The organism is Hyphomicrobium sp. NDB2Meth4 (assembly GCF_900117445.1).
Lineage (GTDB): Bacteria > Pseudomonadota > Alphaproteobacteria > Rhizobiales > Hyphomicrobiaceae > Hyphomicrobium_A.
Genome location: NZ_FPEJ01000001.1, coordinates 682,357 through 704,964, shown reverse-complemented (window position 1 = coordinate 704,964; position 22,608 = coordinate 682,357). Strand labels below are relative to the sequence as shown.

Here is a 22,608-nt window from a genome sequence, read left to right as displayed (position 1 = left end):
GCTTTCAATCGCGCGTGATCGAGATCACCTTGAAGCTGCCGTCGAGCTTCACGTCGTACTGGTTGCCGTCCTTGCACTTGACGTCGTCAGCTTCGAAGAGACTGGAAGCCTCGGTCTCTTTTTCAAACGTGCCGCCTTCGCAGCCCCAATCGGACAGCGTCTGCTTGATCTTGCCGGCTTCATCCTCGGCCGGCTTCGAGTCGGCGAATGCCGGAGCACTGCAGAACGCCAACGCGATTGCCGCAATTGCGAAGTTCTTCATGGAAGTTCCTCCTTCGTTGAGTGCCACGACTCGCTATAACACGCGTATTTTGCGGGGCACACCGCGAATTTGAAACTTAGGCCACGTCGCGATCGCGAGCGCGTTCCATTTTCTTGCGCTCGTTAGGATCGAGCCAACGTTTGCGCAGCCGGATCGACTCTGGCGTCACTTCAACGAGCTCGTCGTCGGTGATGTAGCTCATCGCCTTTTCGAGCGTGAGCTTGATCGGCGTCGTCAGAAGAACGGCGTCGTCCTTGCCCGCAGCGCGAACGTTCGTGAGCTTCTTGCCCTTGACGACGTTGACTTCGAGATCGTTGTCGCGCGTGTGCTCGCCGACGATCATGCCGACATAGACGCGTGTCTGGGCGCCGATGAAGAACGGCCCGCGATCCTGCAAGTTGAAGATGGCGTAAGCTGCGGCCTCACCGTCCGAATTGGAGATCAGCACGCCCGTGTGGCGGCCGGCGATCTCGCCCTTGTAGGGCTCGTAGGCGTGGAACAGCTTGTTCATGACGGCGGTTCCGCGGGTGTCCGACAGCAACTCTGACTGATAGCCGAGCAGCGCGCGGGTCGGCACGTGGAACACGAGGCGCGTGCGTCCACCACCGGAGGGACGCATCTCGAGAAGCGAGCCTTTACGTTCGGAAAGCTTCTGCACGACGATGCCGCTGTGGCCATCGTCGACGTCGATGATGACCTCTTCGATCGGCTCCAGACGCTGGCCGTCCTCGTCTGTCTTGAAGACAACCTTCGGGCGCGAAACGGTGACCTCGAAGCCTTCGCGGCGCATGTTTTCGAGAAGGATCGCCAGCTGAAGCTCGCCGCGACCAGCGACATCGAACGACTCGGCGCCGTCCTTGGAGTCGGTCACCTTGATGGCGATGTTGCGCTCGGCTTCCTTCATGAGACGGTCACGAATGACACGGCTCTGGACCTTGTCGCCTTCTTGACCGGCAAACGGGCCGTCGTTGATGCGGAAGGTCATCGACAGCGTCGGCGGGTCCACGGGCGGCGCCTCGATGGGCACCTCGATAGACGGATCGCACAGCGTGTCGGAAACGGTCGCCTCGCTCATACCGGCGAGCGCTACGATCTCACCTGCGCCGGCCTCTTCGACCGGAACGCGCTCTAGGCCGCGGAAGGCCAACACCTTGGAGACTCGGAACGTCTCGACGACCTCGCCTTCGCGGTTGAGGGCCTTGAGCTGCTGGTTCGGCTTGACGGTGCCCGAGGAAATGCGGCCCGTGAGGATGCGGCCGAGGAAGCTGTCGGCTTCAAGCGTGGTGGCGAGAATGCGGGTCGGGCCCGGCTCCAGTGCCGGCGGCGGCACGTGGCTGACGATGAGGTCGAACATCGGAGCGAGGCTTTCCTGCGGTCCCGCAGGATCGAGCGCCATCCAGCCGTTGCGGCCTGATCCGTACAGCACCGGGAAGTCGAGCTGCTCGTCGGTCGCATCGAGGTTGGCGAAGAGATCGAAGATCTCGTTGAGCACATCCTGATGACGCTCGTCGGGACGGTCGATCTTGTTGATCGCCACGATGGGGCGGATGCCGCGCTTCAGGGCCTTGGAGACGACGAACTTCGTCTGTGGGAGCGGGCCTTCCGAGGCGTCGACCAGCACGACGACACCGTCGACCATGTTGAGGATGCGCTCGACCTCGCCGCCGAAGTCGGCGTGGCCTGGCGTATCGACGATGTTGATGCGGGTGTCCTTCCACACGACGGAGGTGCACTTGGCGAGGATGGTAATGCCTCGCTCGCGCTCCAAGTCATTGGAATCCATAGCGCGTTCCGCAACCTTCTGGTTCTCGCGGAAGGAGCCGGACTGCTTCAGCAATTCGTCGACGAGGGTCGTCTTACCGTGGTCGACGTGAGCGATAATGGCGATGTTTCTGAGCTTCATCCGGGGACTTTGTGCGCTGCAAAAGATGCGCGGACCTAGCATATCGGCGTGTATTCCGATAGGGGCCCTGCCTCAGATGCCGCTTAACCAGGCATTAGGCAGGCTCTTCGCGGGTCCGCAACTGGCCCAGCAGCTCGTCGATTTCCGCCCTGCGGGGCGCTGGGTGTGACGTATATGTAGCGGCTTGCTGCGCTTTCAAGCGCTCGGCTCGCCGGGTTGCCCCTGGCTGCTTCCGGCGACGGGCCGCGTGCGGGATGATCGGATTGTCCGGTTCTCCGATATCGAGCTCGACCAGGAAGCTTTCGCGCAGCGCGTAGAAGGCCTGCAGGATCGCGTCACGGATCAGCTTGCGCTCCTCGGGCGAGACGCCTCCCTTGGCCGGGTCGAGGGTCTGCAGCGCGCGCCGCATATCGTGCAGCGGGGCGTATGGATAAAGGCCGATCAGTTCGTCGGTTTCGCCCACGTTCGCGTAGACGACGCGCATGTTGTCGATGGTCTCGCTGATGCGGCAGAAGGCGGCGAGGTAATCGTCGGGGGTGGGAGCTGACTTCTCGCAGAATGCGAACAGGGCCGACTTGGTACGGACGATGCCGCGCCACTCTTCCTCCAGGCGCTCGATGAACTTGGAGCGCTTCTGGAAGACGTTGGCGAGGTAGGCGGCGACGACCGTGACCAGCACCAGGGACATGTCTTTCAGGTAGTCATAGATGTCGGTGGCAAAGCGCGCCGCCTGGGTGCCTTCGAGGCCGGGGATGCGGGGCGCGAGCTTGGCCGCGACCGAGATCGCAAGGATGACGACGAGCACGACGTAGGTGCGGCGCAGGGTTCTATCGAGCTTCGAGCGGGTCATCGGCGTGCTCCCCAGTTGGAGCGCTACGCATGTGCAAGAATTGCGGCGAAGAGAGGGGCGTGCCCTAGACGTGGCGGTCCATGGCGGACGCGTCGCGCGTGTCGCGCATCAGCGCATAGACGGCGAGCGAGATGGCGATGCAGCCGGTGACGTACCAATAGAAGGCGTGCTCGTAGCCGATCTCTTTCAGGTACAGCGCGACGTATTCCGCGGTGCCACCGAACAGCGCGACGGTGACGGCGTAGGGGAAGCCGACGCCCATGGCGCGCACGCTGGTTGGAAAAAGCTCAGCTTTCACCACGGCGTTGATGGCGGTGTAGCCCGAGACGATGAGGAGGGCCGCCATGATGAGGAAGAACGCCGTCCATGCGCTGTCGGTGTTCTGCAGAGCGGTGAGGATCGGCACCGTCAGAAGGACGCCAAGGACGCCGAACGACAGGAGCACCGGGCGGCGGCCAACGACATCCGAGAGCGCGCCGACAAGCGGCTGCAGGCACATATAGAGAAACAGCGTCGCCGCGGCGATGATGGTGGATGTCTCTTTCGGCAGTCCGACAGAGTTGACGAGGAACTTCTGCATGTAGGTCGTGTACGTATAAAAAGCGACGGTGCCGCCGAGCGTGAGGCCGACGACAATCGCCACCTCGCGCGGATGGCGCAGCAGCCCTTTTAACGGACTTTCACGCACACCCGCCGCGCGCGCTGCGACGAAAGCCTCGCTCTCGTGCATGTCGCGACGCATGAAATAGATGACGACTGCCAGTCCAGCGCCGATGAAAAACGGGATGCGCCAGCCCCACGCGTCGAGCTGCTCAGGCGTCAGCAGGAACAGCTGCAAAGACAGCAGCACCAGCATGGCGAGAAGCTGACCGCCAATCAGCGTGACGTACTGAAAGCTCGAATAGAAACCGCGATGATCGGGGTGCGCAACTTCGGACAGATAGGTGGCACTGGTGCCGTACTCGCCGCCGAGGCTGAGGCCTTGTATGAGCCGCGCCAAGAGCAGCACAACTGGCGCTGCCAGACCGATGGTGGCGTAAGTCGGCGTCATGGCAATGATGAGTGATCCAAAGCACATCATCAGCACCGAGATGGTGAGCGACAGCCGGCGGCCATGGCGGTCGGCGATGTGGCCAAACATCCAGCCGCCGAAGGGACGCATGAGAAAGCCGACGGCAAAGATTGCGGCTGCGTTGAGAAGCTGCGCCGTGGGACTTTCAGACGGGAAGAACGACTTGGCGAAGTAAAGCGCGAAGGCGGAATAGGCGTAGAAGTCGAACCACTCGACGAGATTGCCGGCCGAGCCAACAAAGATCGCCTTGATGCGGCGGGCTGTGTCGGCGAGCGACGTTTCTGGCGTCGCTGTCTTGGCGCCGCCGCCCGCGCGATGATCCATCCTCCGATGTCCTCCTATTGGCTGTGCGTCGCTACGCACGCTTCAGCATCGAGCGCAGTTCGTCGAGGCGCTGCTTGGTCTGCATGTCGATGGCATCCTTGATCGTCATCATCTGCTTTTCGATAACGGCTGTCAGCTCGCCGGCCATGCTTTCGCGTGCAGAAGCATTCATCGTCGCCAGCGTTTCGCGGATATGGGCGAGACCTAAATCACGCTCGATGTGCTGGCCGATGCTCTCGAGGAATTCGCGCGCGAAGTTGGGTACCTCAAGACGAGCCATGGCGGCGAGCGCGCGGCGACGCACAGCCGTATCGGGGTGGGTCAGCGCAGAGCGCATCAGGCGGTTGTTGAGCGTGGTCGGTACGCGCACGAGGCGCTTCTTGACGCTGTCGGGGCTGACGGTGCCGTTCTCCAGCGCATGCGCCATCGAGATTTGATGGCTCCACTGCTGGAAACGCAGCAACAGCGTACGCACGACGATGATCGACAGCGTGACGACGATGGCGATGCGCACGGCGTTTCCGGTCCAGCCGTTGTAGACGATCTGCGCGCTGAGGTTATCGGAGTAGTTGACGAGATTGGCCCACGCGTTGAGCAGCGTGTTGACGATTGGAATCTCGTTGACGACGCAGGCGAGGTATTCGCCGTATTCGCTCGGCAGGCTAGGGCGATGACGGAGGATCTGGGCTAGCCCGGTGTGCTCGACGGTCTGGATGAGCGCCGCGACGCCTAAAATATAGAAGGCGGTCGAGGAGGCGAGGATCGGCACGTTGTTGACTGCATCGAGCGCCGAGAATGTCATCTTGTCGGCGGCGAGCGAGCCCTCCATCACGCGCTTTTCCTCGTACATGATGCGCAGGCTGGAGGCGATGATGAGGATGTGAATGATGAGGAACAGCGACAGCGACCAGAACAGAGGCTGGGTATTGAGTCCGGCGACGGCGAAATAGAGAACGGCGGTGTTGGCGGCGAGCCAAGCTATGACGCGCCAGATGGCGACGTCTCCAGTCTGATGGTCAGGGCGGAAGATGAAGTTGAGGACGCCGATGAGCGGCCAGCAGACGCTCGTCCATGCCTTGTCGAAGGCGCCGAACGCCCGCGTGATCAGTCGCTCCCGTACTTCCGCCATAACGCAAACCCCGTCCCTGGCCCGGTCTCCGGGCTCCCCCATTGCAAGCTAACGTAGCATGGCCATTCGGGACAACGTGTGTCCGGCCAGCTGCAGGCTGAAGGGACGAAAGTGGAGGGCGCGAAGCGTCCCCAGCGAGCCCATTCCGGCGCATTGACCTTGGCCCTTGCAGGGGTCTAACTGCCGCCCAATCTTATTGAACCTTGGCCGCGACCGCGCGGCCGGGCAGGAGGGCGAGATGGCCAATTCCAGGCACGTGAAGGTTTTGATCCTCGGTTCGGGGCCTGCCGGGTACACGGCGGCGATCTATGCGGCGCGCGCAATGCTCAAGCCGCTGCTGATCCAGGGCTCGCAGCCGGGCGGCCAGCTCACAATCACCACGGATGTCGAGAACTACCCGGGCTTTGCCGAAGGCGTGCAGGGTCCGTGGCTGATGGAGCAGATGCAGGCGCAGGCCGAGCACATGGGCACCGAGATCGTCATGGATCTCATCACCAAGGTGGACCTCAAGACCCGCCCGTTCCGGCTCGAGGCCGATTCAGGCGACGTCTATACGTGCGATGTGCTGATCATCTGCACCGGCGCCCAGGCGCGCTGGCTCGGGATCGAGTCCGAGGAGCTGTTCAAGGGCTATGGCGTGTCGGCGTGCGCGACGTGCGATGGCTTTTTCTATCGCGGGAAGGACGTGGTCGTTGTCGGCGGCGGCAACACGGCTGTCGAAGAGGCGATCTTCCTCACCAACTTCGCAAAGAAGGTGACGGTGGTGCATCGGCGCGATCATTTCCGTGCGGAAAAGATCCTGCAGGACCGGCTGGCCAAAAATCCGAAGATCGAAGTGATCTGGGATCACGCGGTCGATGAGATCGTTGGCGCCGAAGAGCCGAAGTCGGTCACCGGTGTAAAGATCCGGAACGTGAAGACGGGCGCGATTACCGAAGTGCCGGCAGACGGCGTGTTCATCGCCATCGGCCATGCGCCGGCGACGGAGCTGTTCAAGGGCCAGCTGGAGCTGACCCGCTCCGGCTATATCGTGACGCGGCCGGACTCTACGGCGACTGCGATCCCGGGCGTGTTCGCCGCGGGCGACGTGAAGGACGAAGTCTATCGTCAGGCGGTGACGGCGGCGGGCATGGGCTGCATGGCTGCGCTCGAAACCGAGCGCTACCTCGCGACGCTTGAGATCGAGGCCGAGACGGAAGCGGCCGAGTAATCGGCGAAGGTCACAAGATTGACGTCAAGCCGTTGAATAGAGGCGCCCTCCAAAAGCGAATCACTGGGGGACGCCATGACTTTCCTGAAGTGTGTTGCCGTGTCCGCTGTGCTGGTGCTCGCCGCCGGCGCCGCATCCGCCAACGAGATGGACGCAACAGCACATGATCTTGCCGCCAAATGCGCGGCCAAGAACGGAACCTTCGATGCGGTTTCGAACGCGTGCAATCTGCCGAGCGAGGATTCGCCGGCGAGTGATCTCGTCATTGGGCCGATGATGACGGTGATCGGCACCGACACGCACGAGGGTTCTGACGGGCAATAGCCTTCATTCGCAATCGTTTGAATGCGCGGCCCGCTTCCAGCAGGCCGCGCTTTTCGTTTATTCGACCTTATAGGCCGCGACCTTGTCTTCCATCATCAGCGGGATGAGCAGCAGCTTGTCGGAAGCGACGTAGCCGATGTCGGCGGTGCCCTGCTTGAGAGCAAGGATCTCGTCGGCTTTGCCGGACCGCGCGATGCGGAACACTTTGCCTGCGACCCAGTCCGAGACGATGAAATCATCGCCGTCGGCTTCGATGCCGTCGAGGTTGCCGACGGGTGCGCCGTCGCCGAGGTTCGACACCTTCTTGTCGGCGAGAGCGACCGAGATGAGGTTGGCGGGCTCGGACTTCGGGGCCGAGGTGCCGGGAGCGCCCCACGCGGCGACGATCAGCTTGTCACCGTCAATCGTGAGGCCGTTGGGGAATTTCAGCTCGGGCCCTTCGAGCCACTTCTCCAGCTTGCCGCCGGCCAGGCGCCAAATGGTGCTGGTGTTGGAATCCGAGATGTAAACGCTGCCGTCCTTGTCGGCGACGACGTCGTTGAGGAACGTGGCGCCGGGCGCCTCGAACTTGGCGAGGATCTTGCCGCTGGCGGGATCGATCTCGACCAGCTTGTCGATGTCGGCGGTGTAGAGCTTGCCACCGGACAGCGCCATGCCCTTCGGCGCATCGAGACCTTTGGCCCATTCGAGTGCGATGATCTTACCGTCGGCGAGCGAAAGCTTTGAAATGAAGCCGTTGCCGTCCTTATCGGTGGGCTGGCCGGCGACGTTGCTGACGTAGGCGAAGCCTTCGGCAGGGACCGGCAATACCGATTCCGGTGTCTTGAAGCCCGGCGTCTCCCAGAGCTTGGCGGGTTCTGCGACTGCCCCCGCAAGCGCTGCTCCGCTGGCAAGCAGAAGAGCCATGGCTGCACCGATCGACTTCATCGCGACACCTCCTAGAGTTCGTTGTTTGAGTTGCTGTTGCTATATAGGCTGCGCGACCGCGTCACCCTACCCATGCGTCCAACGCTGGTCTAAGTTGCACCGCAACAATGTCGATGCGGCCGTCCTGAAGCCTCTTCGTTCAGGGCAGGGATGCTCGGCCAGGACGCGGTGCCCGACCCATGGACTGGGACAAGCTCAGGATCTTTCACGCAGCGGCAGAGGCAGGGAGCTTCACGCACGCTGGTGATGCTTTGCACATGAGCCAGTCGGCTGTGAGCCGTCAAGTCTCGGCGCTGGAACGCGACCTGAAGGTGACGCTGTTCCATCGCCATGCGCGCGGGCTCGTGCTCACCGAGCAGGGCGAGCTTCTGCATCGCACCACCTCCGACGTGATCAATCGGCTGCACACAGCCGAGACGCTACTGTCGGATACGACGTCGAAGCCATCAGGCGAATTGCGCATCACGGCGCCGGTGGGCTTCGGCACGATGTGGCTGACGCCGCGGCTGCGCGAGTTTCACGATCTCTATCCGGAAATCCGCATCGAGCTGCATCTCAACGACGACCAGCTCGATATCGGCATGCGTGCGGCGGATGTCGCCATCTGGACAAGGGAGCCGCCGCAGTCGGATCTCATCCGGCGCATGCTGTTCACCAGCCGGGTGCGGGCGTTCGCCTCAACGCAATACGTTCGCCGGTTCGGTGCGCCGAAGACGTTGGATGAGCTGGATGGACACAGCATCGTCTCGTACAGCGGGCAGCCGGCACAGCATCTCACGGCCATTTCTTGGATCGAGACCGCCGGCCGCGATGGCCGAGGTCCGCGCGAGCCGGCCTTCAGGGCGAACAGCGTGATGGCGTTGCGCATCGCCATCCGGGCGGGCATCGGGATCGGCATGATCCCCGACTACATGACCGAGAACGAGGGGGACCTGGTGCCGGTGCTGACGGAGATCGAGCCGCCGACGCTGCCGATCCTGTTCGTCTACCCGGAGGAGTTGAAGGCCTCCAAGAAGGTGCAGGTGCTGCGCGACTTCATGGTCGCCCAGGCGCGGCAGTGGAAGTTCTGATTTTTCTTGCCTGACACGAGCTGAGCGAGGCTTGTTCCGCGGCTACCGTCGCGCAAGTTGAAGGCCGCGCCAAAAGGCGCGGGCGCCCTTGGCACCTTGAAGCTGGCGCAGGCCCCGACCTGGTCGGGGTGACGTTGAGTGTCGGCGCGCCCTGTAATCCCGTCGTCCTCGGGCGTCTCCCGACGATCCAACCGCCTGGCGTCCCCCCCAGGGCGCGCCGACACTACGGGGGGTTTGCAGCCGGCGCGGCAAGACGCTATCTAACGGGCGGTTTCTTCAGCATCGGCGGCTAAGAAGCGAAAACCTCCACCCTCGTGCGCGGACGACCGCGGCATCAGGGCGGCTCTTTGCGTTGCCCAGGCTGGCCGGTAAGGCCTATCGAAACAAGAGACGCGGCATGGCTAAAACACTCTATGACAAGATCTTCGACGATCACGTGGTCGAGCGTCAGGACGACGGCACCTGCCTGCTCTACATCGATCGCCACCTTGTCCACGAGGTGACGAGCCCGCAGGCGTTCGAGGGCCTGCGCATGACGGGCCGCAAAGTGCGCGCTCCGGAGAAGACGCTGGCCGTCGTCGACCACAACGTGCCGACATCGGATCGCACCAAGGGCATCGACGACGAGGACAGCCGCATCCAGGTCGAGACGCTGGCGCAGAACGCGCGCGACTTCGGCGTCGAATACTTCAACGAGCTCGATAAGCGGCAGGGCATCGTCCACGTCGTTGGCCCCGAGCAGGGCTTCACGCTGCCGGGCACGACGATCGTATGCGGTGACAGCCATACCTCGACGCATGGCGCCTTCGGCGCGCTGGCGCACGGCATCGGCACGTCGGAGGTCGAGCATGTGCTCGCCACGCAGACGCTGATCCAGCGCAAAGCGAAGAACATGCTCGTCTCCGTCGACGGCAAGCTGCCGGCCGGCGTCGGCGCCAAGGACATCATCCTTGCCATCATCGGCGAGATCGGCACCGCCGGCGGCACCGGCCACGTCATCGAGTACGCGGGTGAAGCCATTCGCTCGCTGTCGATGGAAGGGCGCATGACCGTCTGCAACATGTCGATCGAGGGCGGCGCGCGTGCCGGCATGATCGCGCCGGACGAGAAGACGTACGAATTCATCAAGGGGCGCCCCAAGGCGCCGAAGGGAAGCGCGTGGGACGCCGCCATGCGCTACTGGGAGACGCTGCAGACGGACGCGGGCGCGCACTTTGATTCCGTGGTGAAGCTCGATGCGGCCAGCCTGCCGCCGATCGTCACCTGGGGCACTAGTCCGGAAGACGTCGTGTCGATCGCCGGCCTCGTTCCCGATCCGGCGAAGGTCGACAACGAGAACAAGCGCGCCTCCATGCAGCGCGCGCTCGACTACATGGGCTTGAAGCCCGGCACGCGGATGACCGACGTCGGACTCGACGTGGTGTGGATCGGCTCGTGCACGAATGGGCGCATCGAGGATCTGCGCGCGGTGGCGAAGATCGTCGAGGGCAAGAAGATCTCCGATCGCCTCGCTTACGCGATGATCGTGCCCGGATCGGGCCTCGTCAAAGCGCAGGCGGAAGCTGAAGGCCTCGACAAGATCTTCAAGGATGCGGGCTTCGAGTGGCGCGAGCCCGGATGCTCGATGTGCCTCGGCATGAATCCGGACCAGCTGAAGCCGGGACAGCGCTGTGCGTCGACGTCGAACCGCAACTTCGAAGGCAGGCAGGGGCGCCTCGGGCGCACGCATCTGTTGTCGCCGGTGATGGCGGCAGCGGCGGCGCTGGAAGGGCACTTCGTCGACATCCGCTCGTGGAACGGCGGCGCGGTCTAATCCGCGCCTTCATCCGGAGGCGCTGAGCGTTGCGCGGCGCTCTCCGGGTCACTGGCGGTCGGTGGGCAGGTCCCACCAGGGGCGGCTGGCCTCGCCGACAGCATCCGCGCGTGAAACCGCGAAGTCCTTGAGCGCGGCGTCGCCGAGACGCATCAGCTCCCGCCGCTCGCGGGCCACCTGATTGGCGCGCTCGACGAACCTGAACAGCTTTGCAAAGCCCGACCCTGAACGGCGGGAGAGGGTCTTGATGCCGCTCCCTTCCTCGTCTGCCTTTGCCATCGATTCTCCTCCCACGATGCTGGCAAGGCGTATCTAGGGGGCCCACTTCCATAAACATATCGAATGTTTATTATGCTTCGCATCATGGTTGCTTATGGTGCTTGTGATGGCAGCCCTATCTCGAAATATCGACGTTGCCCTGCTGCGCGCCTTCGTGGCGGTGGTGGAAACGGGGAGCGTGACGCGGGCGGCGCATCTGCTCAATCTCACGCAGGCGGCGGTGAGCCAGCAGTTGAAGCGGCTGGAAGAGCTGTTCGGCGTGGCGCTGTTCGACCGTAGCAATCGCGCGCTGCGCACGTCTGCGGAGGGCGAGCGGTTGCTGCCACACGCGCAATCGATGCTGACCATGAACGATGCGGTTTGGGGATTGATGAGCAAGCCGCATTACGAAGGCGAGCTGCGTGTGGGCGTACCCCACGACGTGGTGGAGCCGAACCTGCCGCCGGTGCTCAAGCGGTTCGACAGGGCGTGGCCGAGGGTGCACGTGACGCTGATCTCGGGCATCACGGTCGATCTTCTGGCGGCGCTCGAGGCGGGCGAACTCGACGTCGCGCTGTCGACGCTGCCGGACACGCCCGACAAAGCCGAGCTGCTGCTGCGCGACCCCTTGGTGTGGGTCGGCTCGCCGGGCGGCCAGGCGCACTTGCGCCAGCCGCTGCCGGTGTCGTTCGGCAGCCCAGCGTGCGCGTTTCGCGCCTCGGCGCTGGCGGCGCTGGCGGCGGTTCGGCGGGACTGGCGCCCGGTGTGCGAAGCAACCGTGCTCGACGCCGTCAAAGCCACGCTCTACGCCGACACGGCCATCGCGCCCATGCTGCTGTCTGCGGTTCCGGCCGATCTCACGGTGCTGGAGGCGGCGGACGGTTTGCCGCAATTGCCGCCGTTCTGCATCAACATGCATTTTCACCGCAGCGGACGCTCGGCCGTGGCCGAGGAGTTCGCCGCGTTCGTGCGGCAGGAATTCGCCTCGCGTTACGGCGAGCGGCGGCAGGCGGCATCGGCCGCGGCGGAACAGATTGAGATGGAGCGTCCATGAAGCGATCGCTGGTGCAAGAGCAGTTCGGCGTTTCCGCATCCGACTATGCCAGCTCGGCTGTGCACGCGCGCGGGCCGAGCCTGCAGCGCCTTGTGGACGTCGTCGCTCCGCAGGCGACGTGGCGAGCGCTCGATATCGCGACGGGCGCGGGCCATACGGCGCTGGCGTTCGGCCCGCTCGTCGCGCACGTCGTTGCCTCGGACATCACCGACGAGATGCTGGCGGAGACTGCGAGGCTGGCGGCGGAGCGCGGGCTTTCCAACGTCGAGACGGCGAAGGCGGATGCCAGCAAGCTGCCTTTCGATGATTCGAGCTTCGACCTCGTTACGTGCCGACTGGCGGCGCATCACTTCCCGGACCCCGGTGCGTTCGTTGCCGAAAGCTACCGTGTGCTGCGGCCGGGCGGGACAGTCGCACTGGTCGACAACGTCAGTCCCGACGAGGCCATACTGCCGCTCGCAACACCCGCCGAGGTGATGAATGCAGCGCGGGCATTCAACGTCTACGAGAAGACGCGCGATCCGAGCCATGCGCGGGCGCTGACGGTGGAGGAATGGCACGGACTGATGCAGCAATCCGGATTTACGGTTGCCAGCTCCGAACTGCTCGACCAGCACATTCCGTTCCAGTCGTGGGCGCAGCGCATGCGGTGTACGCCCAAGACGGTGGAAGTGCTGAGGTCTATGCTGTTCGACGATGACCTCCTACGTACATTCCTGCGCCCGCGCGAGGAGGACGGCGGGCTGGTATTCACGCTGCAGGAAGCCATCATCGTCGCGAAGAAACCAGGATGACCATGCAAACAGCAATGAACTGGGAGGGCATTGCCGCCCCCGACCTCGCGACGTTCGAGGAGATGGCGCTGATCGCTTGGGAGCGGCTGCCCGATGCCTTCCGTGCGCCCGCCGGCGACCTGCTCATCCGGGTGGAGGACTTTGCGACCGACGAAGTGCTGGACGCGCTCGACATCGACGATGCGTTCGATCTGCTCGGCCTCTATCAGGGCGTTAGCCTAGAGAAGAAGAGCTTGCTCGATATCGCGCCGCAGCCGGACATGGTGTTTCTCTACCGGCGGCCGCTGCTCGACGAGTGGGCCAACTCGGGCGAGACGCTGGGCGACCTCATCACGCATGTGCTGGTGCACGAGGTGGGCCATCACTTCGGCTTCTCCGATGACGACATGGCGCGAATCGAAGCAGCTGTGGGCAACTGAGACATGCAAGTCGCAATCGGGATAACGCGTCGTAATCCTAATGCGAAATTTGCATAGCTCGCCCCGCAAGCTTGTAAGTGGATCGGTTCGGCGCCATGCTAAGGGGAGAGGGCTATTTCGGGATTCCACGAGTTTGCCGATGATTATCCGCCGCGGCGCGCGCCGCTTGGCCTGGGGCCTCATTGCATTGCTGGCATTGCCGGGTCCGGTGTTCGCACAGGACCCGAAAACGCCGACGCCTGAGGACTACATCGCGCATACCAACGGCGAAGCAACGTTCATTCCCGCCGGAGAGTTCAAGCTCGACGGCATCACGATGTATTGCGGCACGCGGCCGACCGTCATCGACAACAATCTCGACGATTATGGCGCGGCGTATCCCGGCTTCCTGATCATGAACATGCGGCTGCTGTCGCGCGTATCGACGCCGGTGAAGCTGTGGATCTACTCGCACGAGTGCGGGCACCAGTTCCGCGGTCCGGACGAGGAAACCGCGGACTGCTTCGCCGTGCAGCGCGGACGGCGCCAGGGCTGGCTTTCGCCCGGTGGCGTCGATGAAATCTGCCAATTCATTTCGCCGGCCAAGGGCGATGCCATGCATTTTTCGGGCTCACACCGGTGCGAATACATGCGCCAGTGCTTTTCTGAATTCGGCATTCGCTGAAGCTGGCTGTGCCGGCTGCGGCCGATAGGCTAGGCAAGCAACTTTCCAAGCTCGCAAGCGCTTTCCCGGATGGGCGAAAATGTGCCCCACACGGAAAGCCAATAGGATCCCTCAGGATGGTGACGCTGCTCGGGCTGCTGGCCGGTTTGATGACGACGGTCGCCTTCGTGCCGCAGGTGATCAAGACGTGGCGCACGCAGGCGACGCATGACATTTCGCTGGCGACGTTCGCGATCTTCACGACCGGCGTCTTTGCGTGGCTGGTCTATGGGATCGTGATCCGGGATGCGCCGCTGATCATGGCCAATGCGGTCACCTTCGTCCTCGCCGGCACGATCCTCTACCTGAAGATCAAGAACGGGTAGGGCGCCGCGTTCCCGATCGGGCACTTTTGGTCGATTGATGCGTGGTTCTGGCTAGAAGTTCCCGAGCGGGAATATTGGGCGTTGAAGGGGCGGCTGCGGGTGCTTATGTTCCCGATCGGGAATATGGGGTCGCGCTGAGGGGCGAATCCGGTTATAAGTTCCCGATCGGGAATTTATGGGCCGTCGGAGCTTGATCCGGGCCTCCAGGTTCCCGAGCGGGAACTCCGGGAGACTTGGGTCATGGCAGAGAAGCCAACAACAGATCGCCCCGCCACGGAGCTGGAAAAGGCGGCGCGCGCACAGGCGCAGCAGCTCGGGGCCATGGTGCGCGAGCGGCGCGAGGCGTTGGGGATGCGCCAGGACGACGTGGCGCTGGCGACCGGCGTCGGCCATCGCTTCATCGTCGAGCTGGAAGCAGGAAAGCCCTCCTGCCAGCTCGGGCGGGCGCTGGTCGTTGCGGCGGCGGTGGGCCTGCGTCCGTTCGATCTGATGAGCGCCAACAACGGCGACGACAACGCGCTGCTGCCGGACCTCGCCGACGATCTGCCCGACATCGCGGACGACGATCATGGCTGAGCTGCCCGTCTTCTATGAGAGCCGGATGGTCGGCAGCATCCTGGTGCAGAGCGACGGGCCGAGTTTCACCTATGCGCCCGAATGGCTGACGACGCGCGGCGCGTTTCCGATCTCGCTGCTGATGCCGCTGTCGCCGCGGCGGGTGCCGGCCCGGCTGTTCCTGCCATGGGCAGCGAACCTGCTGCCGGAGTCGACGCAGTTGCGCGCCATCGGACTGCAGCTGGGCGCAGCGCCCGAGGACGTGATCGGCATCCTGTCGGAGCTGGGCCGCGATACAGCGGGCGCGCTGTCGATCGGCAAGCCGGGCACGACGAGCACGCACGACTGGAAGCCCATCCCCAACGACAAGACGCTGGAAAAGATCCTCAACGAGCTGCCGTCGAAGCCGTTTCTGGTGGGCGAGGATGGCGTGTCGATGTCGCTTGCCGGCGTGCAGACGAAGCTGGGCGTTGCCATCGACGAGAAGGGACGCATCTGCGTGCCGATCAATGGCGCGCCGTCGACGTGGATCATGAAGCCTGATTCAGAGCGGCTGTTCGGCGGCGTACAGAACGAGGCGCTGTGCCTGGTGCTGGCGAAGCGGCTCGGTCTCAACGCACCGGAGGTCACGACCGGCAAGGCGGGGAAGCGCACCTACCTGATGGTGAAGCGCTATGACCGCGTGGAGCAGCAGGGGCGCTGGCGGCGTCTGCACCAGGAGGATTTCTGCCAGGCGCTCGGCAAGCCGCCGTCGGCGAAATACGAGTCGAACCAGACCGGCGTGCCGGGGCCGACGCTGGCGGAAATATTCGCGACGACCCGCAATGCAATGCAGGCGCCGGACGTCGTCAACCTGCTCGACTACGTGATCTTCAACGTGCTCGCGTGCAACACGGATGCGCACGCGAAGAACTATTCGATGATGATTTCAGGGCGCGGTTTCAAGCTGGCGCCGATCTACGACATCATGTGCGGTGAAGCGTGGGAGCACGTCACGCGCAACATGGCGCAGAAGATCGCGGGGAAGAACCGCGGCGAGCATCTGAAGCGGCGTCACTGGCAGCGATTTGCGGCGGACGTCGGGCTGAATGCCGGCCGGCTCATTGCGCGCGTCGAAGTGCTGGCGAAGGGTGCGCTCGCCGAGGCGCGCAAGGCGGGTGATGACGTTGCGGCGATGCCGGCCGGCGGGCATCCGCTGATCGAGACGGTTGCGGGTGCGATCGAGAAGCGCGCGCGGGCGCTGCTGTCAGGGCTTTCGGATGATGCGGGCGCGGAGCCAGACGCTCCACCGGCAAAGACAAAGCCGGCAGCGAGCAAAGGGCGGCGTGTGTCGAAGCCCAAAGCCGCGCGGCCTGCTTAGAGCGTAATTCAGCGGCTAAAAATCACCCGTGGCGGGTGCCCGCTCGCAACCTTGCGAATGCCTAGAGACGTTTGCGGAAGCTGGCGTGGATGGCCACCTTCGTGGCCATGACGGAGTGCAGGCTAGTCGCCAACTTCAGCGGACGCGGCGGGGGTTCTTGTAGAGGTCGAGCTCCTGGGCATCGAGCTTGGGCTTGACCTTGCCTTTGACGATGTCGCGCCAGAGGCGGCGCATATAGCGGCGACAGTCGCCATTGAAGACCTGCATGGCGCTGAAGAACTGCAGCACAGTGAGCAGGCGGCGGTCGGCGTGCTCGACCTTCACCTTGCCCTTCCACTTGCCGCCGATGGAGAACACCTTGCCATCGAGGTGGCCGATCTTCTTGCCCTGCTGGTCGTAGAGCGTGTAGTCGCCGCCGAGGTTGATGAAGTCGCGCTTCAGCCGATAGAAAATCGGCTGACCGTCGGCGTCAGGAATGAAGAAGCCGAAGTGCTCGGGGAGGAATGGCCACTTGTTGGCCGAGCGCTCGAGGTAGACGACGAAGTCGTCCTGATCGGTGTTGATGGAGAAGACCATCACCGGCTCACCGCGTGCAGCAATCGTCGACTGCAGCGAGCGGCCGATCATCAGGTCCATGGTGGCGCGCCAGTTGAGGTTGTCGGTGAAGAGCTTGAAGACGAGGCGCTTATCGTTCGCTTCGCCCTTCTTCCAAGTGTCCTCGCGATAACCGATGAGGCCGGTGCGCTCGCCGCCTTCAGTGACATCGGCAAAGATGTCCATGTCGGAGGTGAACTGGCGCGACTTGGCGCGATTGCGCGTGTGCTTGTAGACGCCGAACTCAGTGGCGTTGAGGTCGGTGATCCAGATGTCGACGATGAAGTGGTAGTAGCCATTCTTGATGGCCTTGGCGGCGGTCGCCTTGGTGACGCCTTTGACCTTCGTCACCTCGCCGCGGGCATCATTGGCCGCATCGGAGACGGCGGCGTCGGTGCTTGCATCAGCCCGAGCTGCGACAGCGTTCATGCAATGGCCTCCAGCTAGCGAATCAGTTGCTGAAGCCTAGCATCGGGTTGCGCTTGCAAATTTGGCAGGCGCGATTTCGCTTTGGAAAACCACCGTTAGAGCTTCGGGCGGTGGCCGAAGATGGCGCTGCCGACACGGACATAAGTGGCGCCGAAAGCGACGGCGGTTTCGTAGTCGTCGCTCATGCCCATGGAGAGGCCTTTGAGGCCGTGCTCGGCGGCGAGCTTGGCGAGAAAGGCGAAATGGATCGCGGGCTCCTCTTCGACCGGGGGAATGCACATCAGCCCGGCGATCTCGAGCTTCAGCTCGTCGCGACAGAGGCGCAGCAGCTCAGGCAGTTCGGCGGGGGTGACACCTGCCTTCTGCGGCTCCTCGCCGGTATTGACCTGAATGAACAGCTCCAGCGTCTTTCCTTGCTTCTGCATCTCCTCGGCGATGGCGCGGGCGATCTTGGGCCGGTCGATGGAATGGATGGCGTCGAACAGCTCGACCGCCTCTTTGGCCTTGTTCGATTGCAGGGGACCGATGAGATGCAGGCGCATGTCGGGGTACTGCTCCCGCAAGGCCGGCCACTTGCCCTTCGCCTCCTGCACGCGATTTTCGCCGAACTGGCGCTGGCCGGCCGCGAGCACGGGCAGAATCTCCGGCGCATCAAAGATTTTCGAGACGGCGATCAGCCTGATATCGTGGGAAGCGCGGCCGGCTTCCTCGGCCGCCGCTGCAATCTTTGCCTCGACCTCGGCGAGCCGCCCCACGGCTCCGCCCGCCGCTTCCGTGTCTGGTGTCATCGGACCGCCTTGACCAAAGGTGCTTTAGGGCTCATTACGCCGCTCAAAGCCGCTAAATCCTGAGAGTTTGACGCCGTATGGCTACTCAATACGACGCGCCCGCACGCGAAAAGCACTGGCAAGAAGTCTGGGAGAAGGCGGATATTTTCCGCGCTTCCAACAACGACGAGCATCCCAAGTGCTACGTGCTCGAGATGTTCCCCTATCCTTCGGGGCGCATCCACGTCGGGCATTCCCGCAACTACACCATGGGCGACGTCTTCGCACGCTACAAGCGCGCCAAGGGCTTCAACGTGCTGCACCCCATGGGTTGGGACGCGTTCGGCATGCCGGCCGAGAACGCCGCCATGGAGCGGAAGGTGCATCCGGCGGAGTGGACCTACCAGAACATCGACACGATGCGGCGGCAGCTCAAATCCATGGGCTTTTCGCTCGATTGGTCGCGCGAGGTCGCGACCTGCTCGCCGGAGTACTACCGCCACCAGCAGAAGCTGTTTCTCGACCTGCTGAAAAAGGGTCTCGCCTATCGCAAGTCGTCGAAGGTGAACTGGGACCCGGTCGACCACACCGTGCTCGCCAACGAGCAGGTGATCGACGGGCGCGGCTGGCGGTCGGGCGCGCTGGTCGAGCAGCGCGAGCTGACGCAGTGGTTCTTCCGGATCACCGACTATGCCGACGAGCTGCTGGAGGCTCTCGGCACGCTCGACAAGTGGCCGGAGAAGGTGCGCCTGATGCAGGCGAACTGGATCGGCCGCTCTGACGGCCTGATGGTTCGCTTCGCGCTCGACAAGAAGACGGCGCCGGAGGGGGAAACCGAGGTCGAGGTCTATACGACGCGGCCCGATACGCTGTTTGGCGCTTCGTTCGTGGCGCTGGCTCCCGATCACCCGCTAGCGAAGGCCGCGGCGGAGAAGAATCCTGCGCTCGCCAAGTTCTGCGAAGAGTGCCGGCACATGGGCACTTCCGTTGCCGAGCTGGAAACGGCGGAAAAGCAGGGCTTCGACACCGGCATCCGCGCGGTGCATCCGTTCGACAAGAACTGGACGCTGCCCGTCTACGTCGCGAACTTCATCTTGATGGACTACGGCACCGGCGCCATCTTCGGCTGTCCTTCGGGCGATCAGCGCGACCTCGATTTCGCGCGCAAGTACGACCTGCCGTTCAAGCCGGTGATCCTGCCGCCGGGTGAAGATGCAGCGACGTTCGCCATCAACGAAAAGGCCTATGACGGCGACGGCGTGATGTTCAACTCGTCGTTCCTCGACGGCATGACGACAACGGCGGCGTTCGAGGAAACCGCGGCGCGGCTTGAGAAAGCCAAGCTCGGCAAGAAGCCTGTGGGCCAGCGCAAGGTGAACTATCGCCTGCGCGACTGGGGCATCTCGCGGCAGCGCTATTGGGGCTGCCCGATCCCCGTGATCCACTGCGAAAAGTGCGGGACGGTGCCGGTTCCGGAAGCCGACCTGCCCGTCGAGCTGCCGAAGGATGCGACCTTCGACAAGCCGGGCAATCCGCTCGACCGGCATCCGACGTGGAAGCATGTGAAGTGCCCGACGTGCGGCGGAGAAGCGCGCCGCGAGACGGACACGATGGACACGTTTGTCGATTCCTCTTGGTACTTCGCGCGGTTCACGTCTCCGCAGGCCGAGGTTCCGGTCGAGAAGGACGCTGGCGCCTACTGGCTGCCGGTAGATCAGTATATCGGCGGCATCGAGCACGCGATCCTGCATCTGCTCTATTCGCGCTTCTTCACGCGCGCCATGTGCGACACCGGCAACCTGAAGCTGTCGCAGAACGTGCGCGAGCCGTTCGCCGCGCTGTTCACGCAAGGCATGGTCACGCACGAGACCTACAAGTCGCGCCATGGCGGCTGGCTGCAGCCGACGCAGGTGCGGCTGGAGGGCGAGGGGCCTGGGCGCAAGGCGTTCGAGATCGCGACAGGTGAGCCGGCAGTGATCGGCTCGATCGAGAAGATGTCGAAGTCGCGCAAGAACACTGTGGACCTCGACGATTTCGTTTCCCGCTACGGGGCCGACGTGGCGCGGTGGTTCGTGCTGTCGGACAGCCCGCCGGAGCGCGACGTGATCTATACGGACGTCGGCGTCGAAGGCGCGCGGCGGTTCGTACAGCGCATCTGGCGCATCGTCGATCAGGGTGCCGAGGCGACGGTGCCGGCGGGGACGCCGAAGCCCGACAGCTTCGGGCCGGAGGCGACGGCTCTGCGCCGTGCCACGCACAAGGCGCTGGACAACGTCGCCCGCTCAATCGAGAGCCTGCGCTTCAACGTGGCGGTGGCCCAGGTCTACGAGTTCGCAAATGTTCTCTCGTCCGCCCTGGGGAAATCGGGGACAGATTTTGCCTGGGCGCAGCGCGAGGCGCTGGAGTTCCTGGTGCAGATGATCGGCCCGATGATGCCGCATTTGGCCGAGGAAAGCTGGGCGCGGCTCGGATACAACACACTGCTGGCCAATCAGGCGTGGCCAGAGGCCGATCCGGCGTTGCTCGTTGACGATACGATTACCATTGCCGTACAGGTGAATGGTAAGCGGCGGGACGAATTGACGATTGCCCGAACGGCTGATCGTGGGGAGATCGAGGCGGCAGCGCTCCAATTGGACGCTGTGCAGCGGGCTCTCGAAGGGCGACCAGCCAAGAAGGTCATCGTTGTGCCGCAGAAGATTGTGAATGTCGTCGTGTAGGCCGAACACGGGGGACGGCGCTTGAACGCTAGCCGCCGAGGGACGATCCGGGTTTTGTTGGCGTGTGCCGCAGCATCTATGCTCGTGGCAGGCTGCGGTGATTCCGGCTTCCGTCCAATGTACGCTTCGAGCGCCCTAACCGGCGGCCCGGACGTCAATGAAAAGCTTGCTCAACTCGAGATCGCGCCCATCCCGGGCCGCGTCGGGCAGCGGCTGCGCAACGAGCTGATCTATCAGTCTACCGGCGGCGGACATGCGCAAGAGCCGGTGTATCGCCTCGAGATCGTCATCCGCGAGTCGCTGACGCCTACCCTGGTGCAGCAGGACGGTAACTCGTCGGGCAGCGTCTATAACCTCAACACCACGTTCCGCCTGGTGCGCCTCGCGGACAAGTCGGTTGCGCTGCAGGGCCAGAGCACCGGACGCGTGGCGTTCCAGCGCTTCGACAGCGTGTTCGCCAACGTGCGTGCGCGTGAGGATGCCGAGGATCGCGCGGCCAAGACGGTTGGCGATGAGTTGAAGGGCCGTCTGGCAGCCTATCTCTCCGGCAACGCCTGATCGCCTCGTCGTCTCCGGCTTCCATGTTATAGAGCGCGCCTGCAATCGGACGCGCGCACATCATGGTCGCCATCAAAGCACATCAGGCGAATGCCTTCCTAAATCCGCCGGGGCCCAAGGTCCCGGCAGTGCTGTTCTACGGCACCGACGTCGGACTCGTCGCCGAACGCGCGCAGAAGCTTGCGGCGCTGGTTGCGGCGCGCGACACCGGCGAGATCGTGCGCCTGGACGATACCGACCTCGACACCGATCCTGATCGTTTGGCGGTCGAATTGCAGACCATCCCGATGTTTGGCGGCTCGAAGGTCGTGCGCGTTGCGGCGGGCCGAAGGATCAACGCGGCGGCACTGCAGCCGCTGATCGACGGCAACACGCTTACGGCCACATTGATCGTGGAAGCGGGCAACCTGAAGCCCTCCGACTCCATGCGGGCGCTGTTCGAGAAGTCGGCCAAGGCGGCAGCGGTCGCCTGCTACGCGGACGAAGCCGCCGACATCGAGGGGCTCATCCGCGAGGTGCTACAGGCGCATGGGCTCGGCATTACCTCGGACGCGCGAGAGCTGCTGGTGGCGCGCATGGGGGCCGACCGGGTGATGTCGCGCGGGGAGATCGAGAAACTCGCCCTTTACGCATCCGGGAAGCATGAGGTCGATGCCGCTGACATCGAAGCGATCGTGGGGGATGCCTCGGAGCTGGCCATTGACCGGACCCTCAATGCCGCGGCGTCCGGCGACGGGAAGCGGGCGATCGAGGAATTCTCGCGCGCTATTGCCTCAGGTGAGAGCCCGCAGATGATCATCGCAGCACTGCAGCGCGCCGTGCAGCGGCTGCATCGCATACGGGGGGATCTCGATGCTGGGGCGTCGTTCGAAGATGTCATGCGGCAGCAGCGCCCGCCGGTGCACTTCAAGCAAAAGGATGCGTTGGGGCTGCAATGCCGCATGTGGAATTCGCCGCGCTTGAACGAGGCGCTGAAGCGGACCGCCAGGGCGGCGAAGGCTGCGCGGCTCAACTCGGCGCTCGAGGAAGCTATCACCGAGGACCTGCTTCTCGCGGTGGCGGCTTTAGCGCGTCAACGCGCCGGGAGGGCTTAGGGCCATCGGCTGGTTAACCTCTCCAATGGCTTGTTTTGGCTAGCAGGACTGGCGACTTGTCCCGGACGGCCGGGTGCCTATAGTGCGCCCATC

At 63.8% G+C, this 22,608-nt stretch carries 23 protein-coding genes; 14 read left to right on the top strand and 9 right to left on the bottom strand.

The window, feature by feature from the left end:
• Window positions 1-4 precede the first annotated feature (4 nt).
• From NDB2M4_RS03305 to NDB2M4_RS03285, 5 genes are all read right to left on the bottom strand, one after another.
• Complete coding sequence (locus tag NDB2M4_RS03305; protein WP_072370033.1) at window positions 5-262, bottom strand: PepSY domain-containing protein; 258 nt, start codon at window positions 260-262, stop codon at window positions 5-7.
• 76 nt (window positions 263-338) lie between these two features.
• Window positions 339-2,165: a translational GTPase TypA gene (gene typA / locus NDB2M4_RS03300; protein WP_072370031.1), complete on the bottom strand. Its 1,827-nt coding sequence runs from the start codon at window positions 2,163-2,165 to the stop codon at window positions 339-341.
• Window positions 2,166-2,259: 94 nt separating this feature from the next.
• Window positions 2,260-3,015 (bottom strand): hypothetical protein, encoded by a 756-nt coding sequence (locus NDB2M4_RS03295; protein WP_072370028.1) that lies wholly within the window; start codon window positions 3,013-3,015, stop codon window positions 2,260-2,262.
• 64 nt (window positions 3,016-3,079) lie between these two features.
• Window positions 3,080-4,411: an MFS transporter gene (locus NDB2M4_RS03290; protein ID WP_072370020.1), complete on the bottom strand. Its 1,332-nt coding sequence runs from the start codon at window positions 4,409-4,411 to the stop codon at window positions 3,080-3,082.
• Window positions 4,412-4,442: 31 nt separating this feature from the next.
• On the bottom strand, window positions 4,443-5,540 hold the full coding sequence (locus tag NDB2M4_RS03285; protein ID WP_072370018.1) for a hypothetical protein: 1,098 nt from the start codon (window positions 5,538-5,540) through the stop codon (window positions 4,443-4,445).
• 238 nt (window positions 5,541-5,778) lie between these two features.
• Between NDB2M4_RS03285 and trxB the strand changes: the two genes are divergently transcribed.
• On the top strand, window positions 5,779-6,750 hold the full coding sequence (trxB, locus tag NDB2M4_RS03280) for a thioredoxin-disulfide reductase (RefSeq protein WP_072371740.1): 972 nt from the start codon (window positions 5,779-5,781) through the stop codon (window positions 6,748-6,750).
• 75 nt (window positions 6,751-6,825) lie between these two features.
• Window positions 6,826-7,074 (top strand): hypothetical protein, encoded by a 249-nt coding sequence (locus NDB2M4_RS03275; protein WP_072370015.1) that lies wholly within the window; start codon window positions 6,826-6,828, stop codon window positions 7,072-7,074.
• Window positions 7,075-7,131: 57 nt separating this feature from the next.
• Here the strand turns inward: NDB2M4_RS03275 and NDB2M4_RS03270 are convergent, their stop codons facing one another.
• Window positions 7,132-8,001, bottom strand: coding sequence for an SMP-30/gluconolactonase/LRE family protein (locus tag NDB2M4_RS03270; RefSeq protein WP_072370012.1), 870 nt, complete (start codon window positions 7,999-8,001; stop codon window positions 7,132-7,134).
• 179 nt (window positions 8,002-8,180) lie between these two features.
• On the opposite strand from NDB2M4_RS03270, the gene NDB2M4_RS03265 reads away from it, so the two are divergent.
• Window positions 8,181-9,071, top strand: coding sequence for a LysR family transcriptional regulator (locus NDB2M4_RS03265; RefSeq protein ID WP_072370009.1), 891 nt, complete (start codon window positions 8,181-8,183; stop codon window positions 9,069-9,071).
• Window positions 9,072-9,468: 397 nt separating this feature from the next.
• Window positions 9,469-10,884, top strand: coding sequence for a 3-isopropylmalate dehydratase large subunit (gene leuC, locus NDB2M4_RS03260; protein WP_072370007.1), 1,416 nt, complete (start codon window positions 9,469-9,471; stop codon window positions 10,882-10,884).
• Window positions 10,885-10,932: 48 nt separating this feature from the next.
• Here leuC and NDB2M4_RS03255 read toward each other — a convergent pair whose 3' ends face one another.
• Window positions 10,933-11,163 carry a DUF1127 domain-containing protein gene (locus NDB2M4_RS03255; RefSeq protein WP_072370005.1) on the bottom strand — a complete coding sequence of 77 codons (231 nt, stop codon included), beginning with the start codon at window positions 11,161-11,163 and terminating at the stop codon, window positions 10,933-10,935.
• A gap of 106 nt (window positions 11,164-11,269) precedes the next feature.
• On the opposite strand from NDB2M4_RS03255, the gene NDB2M4_RS03250 reads away from it, so the two are divergent.
• The 7 genes from NDB2M4_RS03250 to NDB2M4_RS03220 all read left to right on the top strand — a co-directional run bounded on the left by NDB2M4_RS03250 (window position 11,270) and on the right by NDB2M4_RS03220 (window position 16,353).
• On the top strand, window positions 11,270-12,196 hold the full coding sequence (locus NDB2M4_RS03250) for a LysR family transcriptional regulator (RefSeq protein WP_171988009.1): 927 nt from the start codon (window positions 11,270-11,272) through the stop codon (window positions 12,194-12,196).
• Window positions 12,193-12,990, top strand: coding sequence for a class I SAM-dependent methyltransferase (locus NDB2M4_RS03245; protein ID WP_072369999.1), 798 nt, complete (start codon window positions 12,193-12,195; stop codon window positions 12,988-12,990). The genes NDB2M4_RS03250 and NDB2M4_RS03245 overlap by 4 nt, the downstream gene beginning before the upstream one ends.
• A 2-nt stretch (window positions 12,991-12,992) precedes the next feature.
• Window positions 12,993-13,409 (top strand): metallopeptidase family protein, encoded by a 417-nt coding sequence (locus NDB2M4_RS03240; RefSeq protein ID WP_244536062.1) that lies wholly within the window; start codon window positions 12,993-12,995, stop codon window positions 13,407-13,409.
• 139 nt (window positions 13,410-13,548) lie between these two features.
• The gene (locus NDB2M4_RS03235) at window positions 13,549-14,073 is read left to right on the top strand and encodes a hypothetical protein (RefSeq protein WP_072369996.1); all 525 of its coding nucleotides are present in this window, start codon (window positions 13,549-13,551) and stop codon (window positions 14,071-14,073) included.
• Window positions 14,074-14,189: 116 nt separating this feature from the next.
• On the top strand, window positions 14,190-14,438 hold the full coding sequence (locus tag NDB2M4_RS03230; protein WP_072369993.1) for a SemiSWEET transporter: 249 nt from the start codon (window positions 14,190-14,192) through the stop codon (window positions 14,436-14,438).
• Between the two features lie 240 nt (window positions 14,439-14,678).
• A complete protein-coding gene (locus NDB2M4_RS03225; RefSeq protein ID WP_072369990.1) occupies window positions 14,679-15,014 on the top strand; it encodes a helix-turn-helix domain-containing protein in 336 nt (111 codons plus the stop codon).
• Window positions 15,007-16,353, top strand: a complete 1,347-nt coding sequence (locus NDB2M4_RS03220) for a type II toxin-antitoxin system HipA family toxin (RefSeq protein WP_072369987.1) — start codon at window positions 15,007-15,009, stop codon at window positions 16,351-16,353. The genes NDB2M4_RS03225 and NDB2M4_RS03220 overlap by 8 nt, the downstream gene beginning before the upstream one ends.
• A gap of 135 nt (window positions 16,354-16,488) precedes the next feature.
• Here NDB2M4_RS03220 and NDB2M4_RS03215 read toward each other — a convergent pair whose 3' ends face one another.
• Both NDB2M4_RS03215 and NDB2M4_RS03210 read right to left on the bottom strand, forming a co-directional pair.
• The gene (locus tag NDB2M4_RS03215; RefSeq protein WP_072369984.1) at window positions 16,489-17,376 is read right to left on the bottom strand and encodes an LURP-one-related/scramblase family protein; all 888 of its coding nucleotides are present in this window, start codon (window positions 17,374-17,376) and stop codon (window positions 16,489-16,491) included.
• Window positions 17,377-17,471: 95 nt separating this feature from the next.
• A complete protein-coding gene (locus tag NDB2M4_RS03210) occupies window positions 17,472-18,164 on the bottom strand; it encodes a YggS family pyridoxal phosphate-dependent enzyme (protein ID WP_072369981.1) in 693 nt (230 codons plus the stop codon).
• 77 nt (window positions 18,165-18,241) lie between these two features.
• Here NDB2M4_RS03210 and leuS point away from each other — a divergent pair, with 77 nt between their 5' ends.
• The 3 genes from leuS (at window position 18,242) to holA (ending at window position 22,515) form a co-directional block, all read left to right on the top strand.
• Complete coding sequence (leuS, locus tag NDB2M4_RS03205; protein ID WP_072369978.1) at window positions 18,242-20,863, top strand: leucine--tRNA ligase; 2,622 nt, start codon at window positions 18,242-18,244, stop codon at window positions 20,861-20,863.
• Between the two features lie 117 nt (window positions 20,864-20,980).
• Window positions 20,981-21,421: a hypothetical protein gene (locus NDB2M4_RS03200; protein WP_171988008.1), complete on the top strand. Its 441-nt coding sequence runs from the start codon at window positions 20,981-20,983 to the stop codon at window positions 21,419-21,421.
• Between the two features lie 62 nt (window positions 21,422-21,483).
• Window positions 21,484-22,515 (top strand): DNA polymerase III subunit delta, encoded by a 1,032-nt coding sequence (holA, locus tag NDB2M4_RS03195; RefSeq protein ID WP_072369972.1) that lies wholly within the window; start codon window positions 21,484-21,486, stop codon window positions 22,513-22,515.
• The last annotated feature ends 93 nt before the right edge of the window (window positions 22,516-22,608 follow it).